General features: G+C 44.8%; 14 protein-coding genes and 1 pseudogene. 11 read left to right on the forward strand and 4 right to left on the reverse strand.

Features of this window, described 5'->3' with window-relative positions; all coding sequences use genetic code 11:
* Window positions 1-3 precede the first annotated feature (3 nt).
* Window positions 4-2,508 carry an EAL domain-containing protein gene (locus GVY04_01070; GenBank protein ID NBD14768.1) on the forward strand — a complete coding sequence of 835 codons (2,505 nt, stop codon included), beginning with the start codon at window positions 4-6 and terminating at the stop codon, window positions 2,506-2,508.
* Between the two features lie 12 nt (window positions 2,509-2,520).
* Here GVY04_01070 and GVY04_01075 read toward each other — a convergent pair whose 3' ends face one another.
* Window positions 2,521-4,230 (reverse strand): DUF3685 domain-containing protein, encoded by a 1,710-nt coding sequence (locus GVY04_01075; GenBank protein NBD14769.1) that lies wholly within the window; start codon window positions 4,228-4,230, stop codon window positions 2,521-2,523.
* 52 nt (window positions 4,231-4,282) lie between these two features.
* Between GVY04_01075 and tsaE the strand changes: the two genes are divergently transcribed.
* Window positions 4,283-4,726, forward strand: a complete 444-nt coding sequence (gene tsaE / locus GVY04_01080) for a tRNA (adenosine(37)-N6)-threonylcarbamoyltransferase complex ATPase subunit type 1 TsaE (GenBank protein ID NBD14770.1) — start codon at window positions 4,283-4,285, stop codon at window positions 4,724-4,726.
* Between the two features lie 30 nt (window positions 4,727-4,756).
* Here tsaE and GVY04_01085 read toward each other — a convergent pair whose 3' ends face one another.
* Complete coding sequence (locus tag GVY04_01085) at window positions 4,757-5,206, reverse strand: hypothetical protein (GenBank protein ID NBD14771.1); 450 nt, start codon at window positions 5,204-5,206, stop codon at window positions 4,757-4,759.
* Window positions 5,207-5,397: 191 nt separating this feature from the next.
* On the opposite strand from GVY04_01085, the gene purH reads away from it, so the two are divergent.
* The 5 genes from purH (at window position 5,398) to GVY04_01110 (ending at window position 14,811) form a co-directional block, all read left to right on the forward strand.
* Window positions 5,398-6,945, forward strand: a complete 1,548-nt coding sequence (gene purH / locus GVY04_01090) for a bifunctional phosphoribosylaminoimidazolecarboxamide formyltransferase/IMP cyclohydrolase (GenBank protein NBD14772.1) — start codon at window positions 5,398-5,400, stop codon at window positions 6,943-6,945.
* A gap of 93 nt (window positions 6,946-7,038) precedes the next feature.
* A complete protein-coding gene (locus tag GVY04_01095; GenBank protein ID NBD14773.1) occupies window positions 7,039-7,623 on the forward strand; it encodes an aminoacyl-tRNA hydrolase in 585 nt (194 codons plus the stop codon).
* A gap of 498 nt (window positions 7,624-8,121) precedes the next feature.
* Entirely contained in the window at window positions 8,122-11,307 is a 3,186-nt protein-coding gene (locus tag GVY04_01100; GenBank protein NBD14774.1) for an alkaline phosphatase, read from the forward strand.
* 237 nt (window positions 11,308-11,544) lie between these two features.
* Window positions 11,545-12,801 (forward strand): HlyD family efflux transporter periplasmic adaptor subunit, encoded by a 1,257-nt coding sequence (locus GVY04_01105; GenBank protein NBD14775.1) that lies wholly within the window; start codon window positions 11,545-11,547, stop codon window positions 12,799-12,801.
* 51 nt (window positions 12,802-12,852) lie between these two features.
* Window positions 12,853-14,811 (forward strand): ATP-binding cassette domain-containing protein, encoded by a 1,959-nt coding sequence (locus GVY04_01110; GenBank protein ID NBD14776.1) that lies wholly within the window; start codon window positions 12,853-12,855, stop codon window positions 14,809-14,811.
* Window positions 14,812-14,829: 18 nt separating this feature from the next.
* Here the strand turns inward: GVY04_01110 and GVY04_01115 are convergent, their stop codons facing one another.
* Window positions 14,830-15,219 carry a PIN domain-containing protein gene (locus GVY04_01115; GenBank protein ID NBD14777.1) on the reverse strand — a complete coding sequence of 130 codons (390 nt, stop codon included), beginning with the start codon at window positions 15,217-15,219 and terminating at the stop codon, window positions 14,830-14,832.
* Between the two features lie 27 nt (window positions 15,220-15,246).
* Complete coding sequence (locus GVY04_01120) at window positions 15,247-15,666, reverse strand: excisionase family DNA-binding protein (protein ID NBD14778.1); 420 nt, start codon at window positions 15,664-15,666, stop codon at window positions 15,247-15,249.
* Between the two features lie 507 nt (window positions 15,667-16,173).
* Here GVY04_01120 and GVY04_01125 point away from each other — a divergent pair.
* The 4 genes and pseudogenes from GVY04_01125 to GVY04_01140 all read left to right on the forward strand — a co-directional run bounded on the left by GVY04_01125 (window position 16,174) and on the right by GVY04_01140 (window position 18,150).
* A pseudogene (locus tag GVY04_01125) lies at window positions 16,174-16,428 on the forward strand (prevent-host-death family protein).
* A gap of 101 nt (window positions 16,429-16,529) precedes the next feature.
* Complete coding sequence (locus GVY04_01130; protein ID NBD14779.1) at window positions 16,530-16,961, forward strand: nucleotide-binding protein; 432 nt, start codon at window positions 16,530-16,532, stop codon at window positions 16,959-16,961.
* Window positions 16,962-17,093: 132 nt separating this feature from the next.
* Window positions 17,094-17,267, forward strand: a complete 174-nt coding sequence (locus GVY04_01135) for a hypothetical protein (protein ID NBD14780.1) — start codon at window positions 17,094-17,096, stop codon at window positions 17,265-17,267.
* Between the two features lie 568 nt (window positions 17,268-17,835).
* Window positions 17,836-18,150 carry a hypothetical protein gene (locus GVY04_01140; protein NBD14781.1) on the forward strand — a complete coding sequence of 105 codons (315 nt, stop codon included), beginning with the start codon at window positions 17,836-17,838 and terminating at the stop codon, window positions 18,148-18,150.
* The last annotated feature ends 103 nt before the right edge of the window (window positions 18,151-18,253 follow it).

Genomic DNA, 18,253 nt, shown 5'->3' on the forward strand with positions numbered 1-18,253 from the left:
TCGATGCAACTTTTCAACGCCATCTCACAATGGGTCCGATCTTCTTCCCCCTTCTCGAATCGGGTGAACTGGCCGCTTGTAGCCGCCAGTTTCTTAGCAACTGGCGCCGTAATTGGCACTAGACAACTCGGACAGTTGCAGGGGTGGGAGTTGGCTGCCTACGACTTTTTGGTTCGCTCTACTCCCGAAACTGCCCTCGATTCGCGCCTGTTAATTGTCGAGATCGATGAAGTAACCATTCAACAACAACAACAGTGGCCCCTGAGCGACCAAGTAATTGCAGACGCGATCCAAATCTTGCAGCAGCATCAACCGCAGGCAATCGGACTGGATTTGTATCGAGACATTCCCCAACTGCCCGGTCGAGACGCCTTACTCCAGGAACTGGCAGCAGACAATGTGGTAATGATCGAAACCTTAAAAGCTCCTGGAGCGACTTATATCCCTGCCCCTGCTAATGTTCCCGAAGCAAGAGTCGGCTTTAATGACATTATCATTGACCCCGACAATGTGGTGCGTCGGAACTTGATGTATGTGCAAATAGCCGGACAAGATTACCTCTCCTTTGCCCTCCGACTGAGTTTGCAGTATTTAGACAAGCCGACAGTTGAGCTAAATTCCGACTTGATGACCATTAACAACACTGAATTTCCTGCCTTAGGAGCTAATGCTGGGGGGTATGTCCTAGAGACTGAAGAAACGGCAGGGTGGCAAGTGTTGCTGAACTATTCCAATCGTGACGTCGCCCGCCATCTCAGCTTCAATGACATTTTAGCCGGAAATTATAACCCCGCTTGGGTCAAAGGCAAGATCGTCTTGATTGGCACAACCGCCCCGAGTGGCAAGGATTTATTTCTGACCCCCTTTTCTGCAGACGATCAAGAGAAAACTCTGATGCCGGGAGTAGTGGTTCACGCCCAGATGGTCAGCCAAATTTTGAGTACTGTCCTTGATGAGCAACCTCTGCGGTGGTACTGGGCAGACGGAGGAGAGATCCTTTGGATTTTGGGATGGTCTGCCGTGGGGGGAGCGCTTGCTTGGTCCAGCCGCTATCCCTTGATTTTCTTTGGGGTCGGGACGCTAATGCTGCTGGGCAATTACGGAATCAGCTGGCTGTTGTTTTGGCAAGGCGGATGGATTCCGCTGATTCCCAGCGCGATCGCGTTTTTAGTCTCAGGGACAATTGCTCTTGCCTACCGAGTTCTCTACTTCCGCTCCTACGATAGCTTGACGGGTCTTCTCAACCGCGCTACCTTGTCCAAGCAGTTGACTCAGATTTCCCACAAACAGAGGGCTAAAAACCAACTTGCCTTGCTCTGTCTCAACTTAGACCGCTTTCAACTGATCAACGAGAGCTTTGGGCATCAGGTGGGAGATCAACTGCTCTTGCTTGTCGCTCAACGCATTCGTCGCTGTCTTCAACGGGCAGATATCGTCGCTCGAATGGGTGGGGATGAATTTGCAGTACTTTTACGCTCTGTCTCTGATGCCGAGGAAGTGATTGAGGTTGCCAATTGTTTAAAACAAGAACTTCAAATTCCGGTCACGCTCAGTCAACATCAAATTCAAACCACCATCAGTATCGGGGCTGTCCTATGCAATCCAGCCAATCCCCTAGACCCAGAATCCTTGATTCGTAATGTCCATACTGCGATGAATCGTGCGAGGGAGTCAGGCGTTGCTTGTGCGTTCTTCGTCGAAGACATGCACGACCAAGCAATTTATCGCTTAGAGTTAGAAGAAGATCTCCGTCATGGGATTCAAGCCGGTGAGTTTCAACTGTGTTACCAACCGATTATAGATCTTCAGAATAACGAAATTGCCGGTTTTGAAGCTTTAGTGCGATGGCACTCCCCCAAGCGGGGTTTGGTTTTTCCCGATCAGTTTATTCCCCTAGCCGAAGAAACCGGCTTGATTGCTCCCTTGGGAACATGGATTTTGAAAGAAGCCTGTCAGCACATGCAGGCTTGGCAACAGAGGTTTACCGATTTGCCATCGCTTTGGATCAGTGTTAATCTTTCAGGTCGGCAGTTTTTAGAAAAAAACTTCGTTGATTCTGTTCAAAGAATTTTGCACGAGACTCAATTCAATCCCCGCCGTCTCAAGTTGGAAATTACTGAAAGTATAATCATGTACAATATCGAAGGCATTCTCAAGCAATTGCATGCTCTTAAAGCCCTCGGCATTCAAATCAGTATTGATGACTTTGGGACGGGTTATTCCTCGTTAAGTTATTTGCATCGTTTTCCTGTTGATACCTTGAAGATTGACCAATCATTTGTTCATTGCATTGAAGAAAACTGGGACAATTCTGATATTACTCGCACTATTGTTGATTTAAGTCATAATTTAGGAATGAATGTGATCGCAGAAGGAATCGAAACACCGTTTCATTTAGAGTTTCTCCGGGCAATTGGTTGTGAATACGGTCAAGGTTATTTCTTCTCTAAACCCATTGCCAGTCAGGATGTTGAAGACTTTTTAAGGACACAAAGCAAAGTCAATTGATCCAATAAACGGCTATTGTTGATCGCGCTTACTCTCCACACTTTTACCAATCCCTTGCAGAATGCCCCGTCCAATTAAACCAATCCCGCGACCAATCACTTGCGTCAATAAATAGACCACCGCTTGTCCCACGACCCCAAAAACGGCTCGAAACCGAGGCGCGATCGCGTCCCGAAATTCTAAAGCAATGGTCACCCCTAAACGGATGCCTTGCAACTGTTCTAAATCTTCTCTGCGAGGGGCATAAACCGATACGGTTTGGATGCGATTGCCTCGTAAAACTAACAATTCATGACGACTCTCAAATATCGCTTTTGGTTCTTGGATATAGTAAGTTTGGCGATACTGCCAAGATAATTCGTTACGGAAGCGAGCGATTTCCCGAGAGGAGCGATATTGATTAGCATAGAGAGTATTTTTAACCCTTTCTTGCTCCCCAAACTGATTTAAAATCACTTGCATCACGGCATTGGCAACGACCAGAATTAAATTATGGAGTAGCATTTCGGCGCGAGCTTGGGCTTCTGGAGATTCGGGGCGATAGGAAACCTGATCGATTTTTAAAGGTTCTTCGTAGAGTAAATATGCCAATAAAGCGGTCACAGCAGGGAGTTTATTCAACCTCATGCTTTCGACCAGTGGGGCTTCACGGATGACAAACTCCACAATTGAACCCGCTGTCGCCGGGAATTGAGAAAGTTCGACATACTTGCTAATCCAACGGGTGAGGCAAGTTTGCCATAATTCTCGCAGCAGCAGCGATCGCCGCTCGGGTAAATCTTCTAAGGATAAGTGAACAAACTGTAATTGCGTCAGGATTTCCTGAAATTCCTGGACCACTAAATATAAAAGTTCTCGCTTTTTTTCCGGGCTGAGAATATCAATTTCTAGGGTGTAACCGCTATTATTAACAAGGCCCAATTGAATTTTCCCTAAAGTCGTTTGTAAGAGGGTTTCACTGAGAGACGTCGGTAGAGAGGTTAACAACGGGGGCAGTTCTGCTTCTGAATTGGAATTGTTTTCAATCGCTTCTGATTCCGCTTCTTCACTAACCACGACCACCTCTACCGGTAACAGTTGTTGAACAATCCAGCGCGCTGTTTTTAATTCTCGCCGTAACCCACTCCAGAACAGCCAATCAAAATTTGATAGTTCGTCTTTTTCTAAAATTGCTTCCACACGGGCGAGATTTCGTTCAATTTCGGCTAAACCTGTTTCTCTTTGTCGGGTCAGCCAACGGGGGGGCGTAATCGCTTGGGGAGGAGAAGCAGACGGGAGTTGACGTTGGGAGTCATTCACTTTCACTTTTCCTTGTTGCCAATACAGTTCCCCTCTCGCTACTTGTTGCAGGGCGTGGACTAATTCGTCGAGGGGAGTCCGTTTTCGGCTGTAGCCTTCAATCCCCAAACTCCGCAGCGATCGCAGCACAGAATTAGCCGTAACCGTGGTGAGAACAAATAAAGGTAAATTGGGATAATTCTGTTTGAGTTCCTGACAAAACTGCACTCCCAGTCGGGTCTCTTCATCCGCCGTGAGATGAATATCTAAAACAAAGACATCCGGCAACGCATTGAAAGTGGTTAGTTGGTGACGGGCTTGTTCTAGGGTTTGAGCTTGGGCGATAATATGGGTGTCTTCTCGGGCATTGAGAACTTTGGTCAGTCCTTCTGAGAAGACGAGGTCAGCATCAAGCAGGAAGATTTGGATAGCGCGATCGCTCACAACAATGAAGTTAACTCCTAGCTAAGTCGCAGCAATTCTAACACAGGTATTTATGAAGGAATCATCTTGGCACATTTCTCTGGCTGATACGAAGGCAACACAGGAATTAGGAAAACTCTTTGCAACTTTTCTTCCCGCTAATAGTGTGGTTTTGCTCTTTGGTGATTTAGGGGCAGGAAAAACGACATTTGTCCAAGGGTTAGGAGAAGGCTTAGGGATTACGACACCAATTGTTAGTCCCACCTTTACCCTAATTAATGAGTATCTAGAGGGAAGAATGCCGCTGTATCATCTGGATCTGTATCGGTTGGAAAATCAAAGCGCGATCGCGCAACTGTTTCCCGAAACCTATTGGGAAGGTGAGGAAGTCACACCGGGAATTACAGCCATTGAATGGGCTGATCGACTCCCCTATTTCCCTCCCTCTTATCTGCAAGTGAAGTTGCTGAAGACGGAGACTTCTCGCCAAGCAATCATTGAAGTGATTCAGTCATAAAAATTATCTTGCCAGATTGGGGTTATCGTTTCAATTCTGCGGAGTTTGTACTTGATCAATATAATCGCGAAAGCGGTTTAAATCAGCTTTTAGGGTTGATTCTACCACTTGCCCTAAAAACAAATTATCCATAATTTGCCCGATCACCCCCGGAATCGAATACGCAACCGATAAGCGGACAATACTGCTGGTTCTGCGGTCATAAAACCGAACTGCCCCCTTATTCGGTAAGCCATCGACTGATTCCCACTGAATAATTTGTTCGGGAACTAAATTGGTAATTCGAGATAACCAACTAAACTCCCAGCCCCCTGTGGCGAGTTTCCAACGGGACAAATCTGGATTATCAGCTAAAACTTCGACCGAATCGATCCATTTCATCCATCGCGGCATTTGTTCTAAATCTGACCATAAATCCCAGACCAGATCCATGGGGGCATTTACTTCGATTTCGACACTATGTTCTAGCCAGTTAGCCATTAAATTGTACTCAGAAAATCAATCAGAGGAAAAAGGTTCCTCCCCATAGATTAGCAGTTATTTTAGCAAAATCGAGGCGTTCCCAAGTGGCTAGGAATAAGAGACCGGTTGAGCAATTTAATGAGCGATTAGGTGGTTCTGTCGTTTTACCGATAAGATCAATTCGATTGTGATCAATAAGGAGAAAAACGTTGAAGCGGTTAGCCCTGATTAGCGTCTCAGATAAAACAGGCATTGTCGAATTTGCCCAGCAGTTAGTTTCGGAGTTTGACTTTGAAATTATCAGTAGTGGCGGGACGGCCAAAACACTGATGCAAGCTGGCATTCCGGTGACCAAAGTTTCCGATTATACCGGCTCGCCGGAAATTTTAGGCGGACGGGTCAAGACCTTACATCCGCGCATTCATGGGGGGATTTTAGCCCGGCGCGATCGCGCTGACGATCAAGCGGATATGGAAGCGAATCATATTCGTCCTTTTGATTTGATTGTGGTCAACCTTTACCCCTTCGTCGCGACCATTAGCAAACCGGATGTTACGGTAGCCGATGCCATTGAAAATATTGATATTGGCGGACCCGCAATGTTACGAGCAGCCGCTAAAAACTATCAGCATTTGACGGTGATTTCCAATCCGAAGCGGTATCAGGCTTACCTGGAAGAACTCCGCAGCACTGGTGGACAACCCTCCCTTAGCTTCCGTCAAACCTGTGCTCTCGAAACCTTTACCCTCACTGCCGACTACGACCAAGCCATTAGTGCGTATTTAGCAGGGATTAATGAAGAAAAGGTTGCTCCGTTACCCCCACAGTTTAGCCTCATGGGAACGCAACGCCAAGCCCTCCGCTACGGGGAAAACCCCCATCAAAGTGCCACTTGGTATCAAACGGGTAATACTCCCACGGGTTGGGCGGGGGCAACCCAACTGCAAGGGAAAGAACTTAGCTATAACAACTTGGTGGATTTAGAAGCGGCGCGACGAATCATCAATGAGTTTACAGATCAACCCACGGCAGCGATTTTGAAACATACCAATCCTTGCGGTATCGCCTCTGCCGATGATTTGGTAACAGCTTATGAAAAGGCTTTTGCGGGGGACTCTGTCTCAGCATTTGGGGGAATTGTGGCGCTGAATCAACCCCTTGATGAAGCCACTGCAACCGCCATGACGAAAACCTTTTTGGAATGTGTGGTTGCACCCGGTTGTAACGAAGACGCAAAAGCTGCCTTAGCCAAGAAGTCCAATGTGCGGGTGTTAATTTTACCGGATCTGCAAGCGGGACCCAAGGAAATGGTCAAAGTCATTGCCGGGGGATTTTTAGTACAAACCGTGGATGACGAACCTGATCGTCCTGAAACATGGGAAGTGGCCACCGAAAAACAACCAACCGCTGAACAATTGGCGGAAATGAAGTTTGCTTGGAAAGCCGCGAAGCACGTCAAGTCCAATGCAATTGTTGTCACGCGCGATCGCGCGACCATCGGCATTGGCGCGGGTCAAATGAACCGTGTTGGTGCAGTCGAAATTGCCCTCAAGCAAGCGGGAGAGAAAACACAGGGGGCAACCCTCGCCAGCGATGGCTTTTTTCCTTTTGATGATTCGGTTCGGACTGCGGCCAAAGCAGGAATTACCACAATTATTCAACCCGGCGGTTCTCGTCGCGATGAAGATTCCATTAAAGCAGCCAATGAGTTAGGAATTGTAATGATTTTAACGGGCACTCGTCATTTCTTGCATTAACCGTTGAATAGGGGCGAATGCGGGTTCGCTCCTCATTGGAAATTTAATTTTTCGTGTTAGATTATTTGCGTTAAGACAAGGCTCAGAGAAAGGATGTCGGAGATCAAGTTAATTGTTGGCTTAGGCAACCCCGGAGAGAAATATGATAAAACACGTCATAACATTGGGTTTGAAGTCGTTGACCGTTTAGCAGAAAATTGGCAACTCGACTGGCGAGAAAATAATCGTTTTAAAGGTGAGTATTGTGAAGGAGTTGCACCGCGTTTGGGTAAGATGCGCTTGTTAAAACCGAATACTTACATGAATCGTTCGGGACAAGCCGTGCGTGCAGTTTGCGATTGGTATAAATTTTCTCCGGAATCCATTCTCATCATTTATGATGATCTGGATTTGCCAGTGGGACGATTGCGTTTGCGATTATCTGGTTCAGCCGGTGGACACAATGGCATGAAATCTATTATTTCTCATTTAGGCACCGAACAGTTTCCACGATTGCGCATTGGCATTAAAAAAGCGGATGCGACCCCAAAAGAGACAATCAGTCATGTCCTAGGGAAGTTTTCCCCTGAAGAACAACCTTATATCAACGAAGCTTTAAAGATTGCGCCAGAAGTCATCGAAACCGCTTTGACCGATGGTTTGGAAAAAGCGATGAGTCTTTATAATGCTCAAAAATAATTCTTCTGTCAAAGGGAGTATCTATCCTAAAAGCAAAGTCCACCCGTATTGATCAAATTAACTTGATCGCGCTCTGTATTTTTTAATCAATTAGCCAGTCAAAGATTACGCCTTGCTCAACCGAAGGCGTAAGCAACGCGCATCAATATCATGACAATCTCAGCTTAACTCCCTGTTTGAATCGGCATATCACTGAATCGAATGAGTGATTCATCGCAATTTTAACTTCAACTGGAACTCACTTCAGCCTTTTCTGAGATCAAAAGCGAGCAAATAGCTGAAAAGACAAGAAAAAATTCAATTAAGTAGTAAAAACCCTATTTTCTAAAAAATTGTAGGATTAGAGAAGTGTTTTTGACTGAATCTAGGAATTTCCTTTCCCGATTAACCAAATCTTGTTTTTCTCTTAAAGCTCGCTATATTTCGGCATAAAGTTCTATTAATTTAACTCCGTGAAAATAAGGTTGTTCCCAAACTAAGTATGCATTTATACTGACAATGGCTGGTAATAACGTTATTTTCATTCACCCAGACGGAGCAGGTCCGGCTCACTATGCTCTTGGTCGTCTTGCCACCGTTGGTCCCGACGGTCGCCTCAATTGGGACGAAATGACCGAATCAAGCGTTTATCTCGGTCATCTTGACGATCAAATTGGAGCGACTTCCAACGCCGGTGCTGTGGCTCACGCCTATGGAATTAAGCCCGTAGCACCCAGTTATGGTTTTGACGAAAACGGAGAGCCCTATCAACCGCTTTCCGAATTGCAAGGGCAACTCCAAGCAGGAGCGGAATCCGGTTCTACCATTATGGAAGAAGCGATCGCTGCTGGCAAACCCACGGCAGTGATTCAATCCGGCTTTATTGCTGAACCTGGTACGGGGGTTTTCCTCGCGGATGCAGAGAGCAGAGGTGACAGAGAAGGCATCACCGCTCAAATTATTGAATCTGGGGTTGATGTCATTCTCGGTGCGGGAGAAGTTGACTATCTCCCCGAAGGCGAAACCGGATTCTTTGGCGTAGAAGGAACTCGCACTGACGGTCGTAACCTCATCGAAGAAGCTCAAGACATGGGTTACGAAGTGGTTTACACGCGCGAACAACTCGAAGCGCTGCCCTCTGATGCCGAAAAGGTATTAGGGATTTTTGCCGCTGAAGATACCTACAATGACTTAACAGAACAACAGTTAAAGGATGCCGGATTATTTGACGAAAGTTTGCCCCTAAGCGAGCAACTCATTACCTACGGTCAACCGGATCAAAATAATCCCAATCCCCCGACTGTTGGCGAAATGATGAAAGCCACGCTTGGTTTAGACAAGTTTACCCAAGCTGAAGATGGCTTCTTCATCGTTGCGGAAGAAGAAGCAACCGATAACTTCGGTAACGACAATAACACTGCTGGTGTTTTAGACGCCGTTTTAAGAGCAGATGAAGCCATTGGTGCGGCGAAAGACTTTGTTGATAACGTCAACCCCAACACCTTGGTTCTTACTGCTGCTGACAGTGCAGCTGGCGGTTTACAAATTGATGATGTTTCCGGTGAAACAGTTGGTACTAACTTCCGTCAGCGTTTCTTGGATGAAAACGGGGAAGAAGCGGCATTTGAAGTCCCTTTAGACGGTCAAACGGGTAATAACACAGAACCGTTTGTCACGGGCGCACCCGATGCCAATGGAGATATCTTTGATTTTGGTACAGCGTGGGCAACCTTCAGTGATGTTCCTGGTAGCATCGTCAGCAAAGGTTATGGTGTTAACGCCGAGAAACTTTCTTCAACGGTTGATAACACAGGGATTTATCGTCTGATGTACGAAACCCTGTTCGATGTGGAACTGAATCCTCCCGAAGGGGTACCGGATGATTTTGCCGTCGAGGAACCCCCTGAACCGACACAAGAGACAGGAAATGTCATCTTCATCCATCCTGACGGGACAAGCCCCTCACACTACGCTGCTGCTCGTTTTAACACTGTTGGCACGGATGGTCGTCTCAATTGGGATCAAATGACGGATGCTGGGGTTTACCTCGGTCACATGGAAGACCGAATTGTTGGGACCTCCAATGGTGGTGCTGTTGTTCACGCCATGGGCATCAAACCCTTTGCCGGTAGCTATGGTTTAGATGAAGCAGGGAATCCCTACACATCCTTATCCGGGAAAGAGGGAACAACCATCATGGAAGAAGCCCAAGCAGCGGGCAAAGCGGTGGGAATCGTTAACTCTGGCTTCATCGCTGAACCCGGTTCCGGTGTCTTTTTAGCTGACGTAGAAGATCGGGGTCAAACCGAAGCGATTACGGCTGAAATTCTAGAATCAGGGGCAGACGTTATTCTTGGCGGCGGCGAAACCGATTATCTCCCCGAAGGAGTGGTTGGACGCTTTGGAGAAGAGGGAACCCGTACCGATGGTCGCAACCTGATTGAAGAAGCTGAAGACATGGGTTACACTGTTGTCTTTACGCGGGAAGAATTAGAAGCGGTTGATCCAGCAGAAACCGATAAGCTATTAGGGATTTTTGCCGCTCGCGATACCTACAACGATACCTTTGAAGATGATCTGCGCGCTCAAGGATTCGTTGAGGAAAATGGGGATTTAATTTACTATGGGCAATCTCCTGAAAATCCCAACCCTCCCAGAATTGCAGAAATGACCGAAGTTGCCCTCTCGATTCTGTCTCAAGACGAAGATGGGTTCATGCTGGTTGCGGAAGAGGAAGCAACGGATAACTTCAATAATAACGATAATGCCGGTGGCGGTATCGAGGCGACCATTCGCGCTGATGAAGCCATTGGCGTTGCTCAAGATTTCATTAAGAATCAGGATCCCAATACCTTACTCATTACGGCTGCTGATAGCGATGCGGATGGGGTGGAAGTTGATGATGTTTCTGGGGATACCGTTGGCACTTATGATGTGCAATCCCCTGATCTTGAGGTTCCCTTTGACGGTCAAACTGGTGCTGATACTGAACCTTTCTCCACTCCTCCTGATGCCGATGGCGACACCTTCCAATTCGGAGTAAGTTCTGCAGGATTAGCGGATTTAGAAGGCTCAATTGTTGCCAAAACCTTTGGCATGAATTCGGAAACGCTGCCCGCCACTGCCGATAATACGGATATTTACCGCACCATGTATCGCACGCTCTTTGGTGTCGAACCAGAAGAAGTTGCTAATTCTAATCTTGTATTTGGTACCACTGGTGACGATGTCCTTGATTCTGCTGTCGATGCTAATTTTGATGGTGCTGGCGATCGCGTCTTTGCCGGTCCAGGAAATGACTTGATCGATACTAGTAGCTCACCCTTTGGTCAAAACCGAGTCTATGGGCAATCTGGGGATGATGAGTTTATTGCTGGTACAGGCGATCGCTTAATTGGCGGCGAGGGGGATGATAAGTTCTTCCTCACTGAAGAAAGCGGCGCTACTGTCATCACTGGCAATGCTGGCGCTGACCAATTTTGGATCGCTACGGTTAGTTTTCCCAGTGAAGCGAACACCATCACTGACTTTACCTTTGAAGAGGATGTTCTCGGGATTGCAGGTATTGGTGCAACTGACATCACTGATCTCGATATTGCTCAAGATGGAGACAACACCGCGATCGCGTTTGGCGGTAATGAATTAGCAATCTTACTTGAGGTTGATAGCAACGCTCTCACTAACAGTAACTTTGCCTTTGTTTAATCAAGCAATCGCTTAATTTTTCGCGGCTCTAGAGTCATTCTAAAATCCCCTGAGTAGAAGGTAAGGTTATTTCTACTTGGGGGATAACAATTAATCAAACGAATCAAGGCAATGTATTCTTGATCCGCCATTACTGTACTTAGGATTTGATCCGGTTTAAAACTATTAGGGTATAGTACAATCGCAACTAAACGATACGGTGTAGTATAAAAACTTTCCGTACAAAGGCTTGAGGAGATGGTTCAGCAAACTTCAACCTATTCGGAAGATACGCCTTCCCCGCCATCGCGATCGCGCACACTGCGGTTTCTGATTCCCCTCGCCTTAGTTTTAGCGGGTGTGGGAGTGGGCGTGAGATACTACTTCTTTTCCCCAACGGAACAAACTGCGATTGAACTCAGTGGACGAATTGAAGGCTATGAAACTGATGTTGGAACAACGGTTTCTGGTCGAGTGGAACAAATAACTGTCCGAGAAGGCGATCGCGTGACAATCAATCAGATGGTTGCAAAGCTGGATGATGATGAACTGCAAGCGCGATACAAGGGAACGCAAGCCAGATTGGAGAGTACGCAACAAGAAGTCCAGCAAGCGCGATCGCAGATTGAAATTGTTCAAAGTAACATTCGGGAAACCCGCTTAAGTCGTCAACAAGCCCAAGATAATGCCCAAGGGAGGATTGAAGAAGCGCGAGGGAATCTTGAAGCTGCAACCGCGCAACTGGATCAAGCCCAAGCCAATCAAACAGAAGCCCAATCTCAACTCCAATTAGCCAAAGTGGATCGCGATCGGTTTAAAACCTTATGGGAACAAGGAGTGGTTCCGCGACAACGCTTTGATCAAGCCCAAACCGAATGGGAAAGCCGACAAGCCACCCTCAAAGCCCGTCAATCGGCTGTGAATGCAGCGCGACGTCAAGTGAATGTGGCAGAGGGAACCTTGCGACAGGCACAAACCAGTAGCTTTGACCCAGAAATTTTCACGGAACGACTGCAAGGACTACAACAGCAACTCGATCAAGCGAGATCGCGCCTCAAAGCTGCCCAAGCTAATGTTGCCAACGCCCAAGCCAATGCAGAAGAAATTAAAGCCCAGTTAGATGATTTAGAGATTACCAGTCCCATTGCTGGTGTCGTTCTAGATCGCATTGCTGAACCAGGGGAAGTGCTGAGTGCGGGGAAAATTATCGTCACTGTTCTCGATTTAGATGAGGTCTACCTGCGTGGGTATGTTCCCGAAGGTGAAATTGGCAAAATTAGAGTGGGTCAAGAGGCAAAGGTTTATCTGGATTCCGATCCCAATACGCCTTTAGCAGCCACTGTCACTTCCATTGATAGTGAAGCCTCCTTTACTCCTGAGAATATTTATTTTAAGCGCGATCGCGTGCAACAAGTCTTTGGTTTGAAACTTAGCATTGATAATCCCCAAGGTTTTGCTAAACCGGGAATGCCCGCCGATGCCAATATTATACTCCAATCTGAAGCAACGGAGTAATTGTTATTAATTCAACCACAGAGACACAGAGGACACAGAGAGTTGAACAACTTGGACGGTCACGTAAGATCTGAGAGAGGGGGTAAAGAAACAACTCCCGCTTCCCCTGTTATCCGTGTGGAAGGTTTATGGAAACAGTACGGAAACTTTCCTGCGGTCAAAGGAATCAACTTCACTGTGGGGAAAGGAGAGATTTTTGGTTTAATTGGACCCGATGGTGCAGGAAAAACCACGACATTTAACATTCTCGCTGGTGTTATGGAAGCGACTAGCGGAACCATAGAAGTTTTAGGAAATCTTCCGCGAGAGGTACGCTTACAAACCGGCTATCTCACCCAAAAGTTTTCTCTCTACTCCGATTTAAGCATTATAGAAAACCTCTCTTATAATGCCCGTGTGCGGAAAGTTCCCGAAAGTCAATTTCAATCTCGCGCCCAAGACTTATTACAAAGAGTTGATTTAGAACCCTTTAAAAATCGCCTCGCTAGTCAACTCTCAGGGGGAATGAAGCAAAAACTCGCTCTCTGTTGTGCCTTAGTATCCAATCCCGAAGTTTTGTTACTTGATGAACCCACCACCGGGGTTGATCCAGTTTCCAGAAGAGAATTTTGGGATTTATTGGCTTCCGTTGCAGCAGAAGGGGTCACGATTGTTGCTGCCACACCTTACTTAGATGAAGCGGAACGGTGTCATCAGATCACCTTGATGTATGATGGTGAAATTCAACAGATGGGAACCGGATTGCAGTTGCAAGAAAGTCTAGGTTTAGTGCGTTTAGAAGTGCGGTGTGATGATATTTTTCAAGCGGAAACTGTTTTACGAGAGAGGATATCTCAGGGAAAAACGAGTCTCGCTGATATCCAATCTTTCGGCGATCGCGTTGATATTTTAACCCCTGATAGTAATGCGGGAACCGAAGAAACTCAAGCCATCCTCGAAGAAAATCAGATTACCGTCAATCGTATCGAAACCAACGAACCCACCTTAGAAAACGTCTTTGTTAGTAACCTCCGCGCCTCTCAATCGGATCCCCCCTTTATTCCCTTCCCAAGACATCGCAATGGAAAAACAGATGCTGACACCGCGATCGGGGCGTATAACCTGCAAAAAACTTTTGGTGACTTCCAAGCGGTAAAAGGGGTTGACCTAGAAGTCAAATATGGGGAAATTTATGGCTTACTGGGTGCGAATGGCGCCGGCAAAACCACGATGATTAAAATGCTGTGTGGCTTACTTCCCGCCAGTGGCGGTGACATGATTCTAGCCGGACAACGAGAGAATATTTATAGTAGTGAAACGCGATCGCGCATTGGCTACATGAGTCAGAAGTTCACTCTCTACGACGACCTGACCATCATCCAAAACCTGCGCTTCTACTGTGGCGTTTATGGTGTACCCAGCAAACTCCGTTCCGAGAAAATTGATTGGGTATTGAAAACTTGCGGTTTAGAGGGTCAAGAAAACACCTTCACGGGAAGACTCCCTGGTGGATGGAAACAACGAGTCGCCTTTGGTGCGTCAGTCATGCACGAACCGGAAATTTTATTCCTAGACGAACCCACTTCTGGCGTTGATCCCCTCGCAAGACGACAATTCTGGCGCTTCATTCGCGATTTCGCCCAACAAGGAACCGCCATTTTAGTGACAACGCACTATCTCGAAGAAGCAGAAAACTGTAATCGGATGGGCTTCATGGTTGCAGGGGAAGTCGTCACCCAAGGTTCACCCACCCAAATTAAAGCCGAACAACCGGGTCAATTAGTCGAAATTAAAACCAATAATGTGGAAGCGACTGCTAACACGTTGAAGGCAGATTTTGAAAGTTGGCGCGTAGCCATTTTCGGCGATCGCGTTCACCTTGTTTTAGACAATGTAGAAGAAAATTGGTCACAAGTGGAACAGCGTTTAGAGGAAGCTAATTTAAAGATTTACAGCCACCGTTTAATTCCGTTTTCGTTAGAGGATGCGTTTATTGGCATTGTGCAGCGGGAAGGTAACAGTAATGAATAGCAAGTTAAAATTTAATTTTCAATATGTTTTTATATTCCAAGGAATTAGAGCCCTATCCTCAAAATCCCGAATATTATAAGTGAGTATAGTGCTAGCTCTTGCTTCTATAGCAAGAGCAACAACGTGACGATCTTTGGGATGATTGGTCATCTGCTCTACTAATTCTGGTCGAACTTCAAGTAAGCTATTAGGAAAAGTATTTTTAATGGCATTTTCAATACTTTGAGCAGTTTCCTTGGATTTCCTTTTTTTATTAATCAAGTTACGAGAGACTTCATCTAGAATCTCTTGAGAAAAACAAGGACGATAGAAACCTTCTTCTGCAATACGTAACAATGTATCGCATAATGGCATAGGGTAAATGACACAAGCATCTAAGACAATCTTTGGAGATTCCTCACTAACCAAAATAGCTCTCTCTTAAATTGACTACTATTATTCATCATACAAACCTTCTTCTTCTAATAAATTAGTCAACTTACTCAATTCGGTTCTTCGGCGTTCTCGTCGCTCTCTAAATGCTGCCAAATCCGAGGTGAGGATACGATAATGCGATCCGGTTTTAGCATAGGGAATCTCACCTGTTTGTAATAGTTTCACTAAATGAGGACGTGATACACCTAAAAGATCGGCAGCTTGTTTTGCTGTTAACTCTTTACCTTTACTAAAAACAACAACTTCTTGATGATCAGCCATATATTCTAAAAGTCTAGCCAAAGATACACAAAAATCTTTTTGCAGGGAAAACTCTTTATCACCTATGGATATGGGTTTGCCAGATTTTAATTCACTAGCAAATTCTCTCAAGACCTCCTCTTGAGCTTTGTTGTGTAAAGTAGTTTGAAGTTCAGGCATAGTATCACCTTAGTTTTAGATTAGTAGTTATGTCTCTTAGCTTAGTAGTATAACTGACTTACCTTTATCATGCAATAACTGAAATAAATAAAATAACTGAATTTATGGCCCTATAGGTTCAGGATAGGACAAAGGTTAATTATGTCTTAGCAATTAAGACGGTCCCATCGCACTACCAGCTAAGTAAAACGTCTTCACTCCTTGCGTAGTGCTATAACGGAACTTCCTTCAAGTGAAAAGAAGAAAACTGTTGCTTGGAAAGACTTACAGCCATTTTTCCGTCGTATCTACTGGGTACAAGTTTTTCGAGTCCACTTGTGGAGAGGGTTTGAAGCCCAATTGCGTTTGTGCAGATAAGAGCATCAGTAAAAGAGAAGTTAGGAGCAAATATGAATTCTCGTGAAAGCGCGATTACCTGGCATAAAGCATAGAGCGTAATGCTTGCCAATCTACAAGCTGTTATTTGCTAGTGTGTACACATGATACACAGTAACAAAAAGTAGAATCATGAGTAACATTCAATCCGTTGGGATTCGGGAATTCCGAGCCAATCTTCATAAATACACAGTTGGTCAACAGCAACCCATTGCGATTACTTCTAACGGGCGACCAATCGGCTATTTTATTCCTATACAGCCATCCCTTGAGAAGGATAAGATTGAAGCCCTCAGAAAAGCCCAAACTCAACTCGCGACAATGTTAGAAGAAAGTGGTGTAACAGAAGATGAAATTGTTGCAGAGTTCAATCATTTAAAGAAAAATAATCACCATCCAAATGATGAGGTTAATTATACCCACCCTAAATCTGTAGAGGCTCAATCTGCAGAGTTCAATACTTTGAGAAAAGAGAATCAGGATCAACTGTGACACCATTTAAATCTTTGGTTCTGGATGCAAATATCCTGATTCGTGCTGTTCTAGGAAAAAAGATTAATTCACTAATCCTTCAATATAATAATCAAGTTGCTTTTTATACGCCTGATCTGTGTTTTCAAGATGCTGAAAAATATCTTCCGATTATCTTAGAAAAGCGTCATAATATTGATGTCGATTTAGCGATGGATGTTTTGACACAAATTAGTCAGATTGTGTATCCTCTTGACAAAGATCTCTATAGTCAATTTGAGGTAGAAGCGAGAAAGCGAATTGCAAGTAAAGATGAAGATGATTGGCCAGTTATTGCAGCAGCTTTGTTTTTCAACTGCCCAATTTGGACAGAAGATAAAGACTTTTTTGGCACTGGAATTGCGACTTGGGAAACATATACTTTAGAAATCTACTTATCAGAACAATAAACTGGGAAGAAACATGGATTCTCGTAAAAGCGCGATTAACGCAAAGTGTCAGCAAATCGAAGATTTGATCCCGAAATTAGAAAAACTTTCTGAACCATCTTTAGAAAAATTCAATCAGTTACTTGATATTTTATGAGTGAGGAAAAACGTCAACAATCAAAAACTCCATCAGAAGCAACGCTAAAACAAAAATGGGAGAAATGGTTTTATCAAGTGGATCAATTAGAGGTATCCCCTAACCTTCCTCAAGATGACTATCAACAAGACTTGCTTAACAAATACCGTCAGCAAGGATTAGAACTATGATCCTCTGTGATGCTGGCGTTTTACTTTGTTTAATTGATTCTACTCAACCTTTACATCAAGCTTACCGAAAAGCAATTATCTCTTTACAGAAACCTTTCACTATTTTAGACTCCTGAATGTCCTTTACTAAGTCTAACAAGCGCGATCGCGCTTTCACGGCTGACACTAGGAAAATGATCGAGAAACACATCTAAAGAATCACCCACTTCAAGATAATCCAGAAGTGTTTTCAAACGAGGGCGCGACAGTCCCTATAGTAATTTTTTCGGCATTCAAGAAAGCCTAAGAGAAATCGGGTTTTGTCAAGGGTCTGAAGGGAGCTGATCAATTGTGTGACTAAGATGGTTAAAGTAGTGATTTAAATAGACTTTTATTGGCGCTAAGTCTCAATTGACAATTCCCAAACCTAATTGTAAAAATTTATTAAAAAATAAAAATAAATTTATTCAAAAACAACAATTACAGACACGCTTTAATAAAACTAGAAGAAAGACCCAATGTATTCCCAAACCATTCAGTTTAAACTGAATGTAACTTAAGAAAATCTAAAGAAAATAGGATTAAACGAATGAATGACTTACAAAAATACCAATTCAAATGCACTTTAACCTTTGGCGATATTTATGGGCAAATCATTGTCTGGCTCATTGTTATCTTTATCAGTTTAGCCACAGCCCTTGCTCTATGGAGTAGTGAGCGTCAAATTTATGCCCTGGCAACAGTGGGACTGATTCTCGTCCTTTCTTTACCGTTTCTGCTGTTTGCATTTGTCACAACTCTCTTTAACCATATTCAAGTCACCCCACTAGAAGAACACGCTTCTAGTAAAAAACGCAGTCAATCCCAAAAAACTGAGCAAAAACCGGCAACTTCCGCTGGTTAAGTCTAACTATTACTTCAGGTTTAACTCATGAGGGATTAATCATAGTCGTTTAAAGTTTCACTTAGAAGACAGGATCAACAGGACAAAAAACTGAAAACTAAAT

This window comes from Cyanobacteria bacterium GSL.Bin1 (assembly GCA_009909085.1).
Taxonomy (GTDB): domain Bacteria; phylum Cyanobacteriota; class Cyanobacteriia; order Cyanobacteriales; family Rubidibacteraceae; genus Halothece.

What these genes read in the sequence shown, in the direction of transcription:
- GVY04_01120 (NBD14778.1), bottom strand. Translation starts at nt 15,666, where the DNA reads ATGCCTGAACTTCAAACTACTTTACACAACAAAGCTCAAGAGGAGGTC.
- GVY04_01070 (NBD14768.1), top strand. Translation starts at nt 4, where the DNA reads ATGCAACTTTTCAACGCCATCTCACAATGGGTCCGATCTTCTTCCCCC.
- GVY04_01085 (NBD14771.1), bottom strand. Translation starts at nt 5,206, where the DNA reads ATGGCTAACTGGCTAGAACATAGTGTCGAAATCGAAGTAAATGCCCCC.
- GVY04_01095 (NBD14773.1), top strand. Translation starts at nt 7,039, where the DNA reads ATGTCGGAGATCAAGTTAATTGTTGGCTTAGGCAACCCCGGAGAGAAA.
- GVY04_01140 (NBD14781.1), top strand. Translation starts at nt 17,836, where the DNA reads ATGAATGACTTACAAAAATACCAATTCAAATGCACTTTAACCTTTGGC.
- GVY04_01100 (NBD14774.1), top strand. Translation starts at nt 8,122, where the DNA reads ATGGCTGGTAATAACGTTATTTTCATTCACCCAGACGGAGCAGGTCCG.
- GVY04_01135 (NBD14780.1), top strand. Translation starts at nt 17,094, where the DNA reads ATGAGTGAGGAAAAACGTCAACAATCAAAAACTCCATCAGAAGCAACG.
- tsaE (NBD14770.1), top strand. Translation starts at nt 4,283, where the DNA reads ATGAAGGAATCATCTTGGCACATTTCTCTGGCTGATACGAAGGCAACA.
- GVY04_01105 (NBD14775.1), top strand. Translation starts at nt 11,545, where the DNA reads ATGGTTCAGCAAACTTCAACCTATTCGGAAGATACGCCTTCCCCGCCA.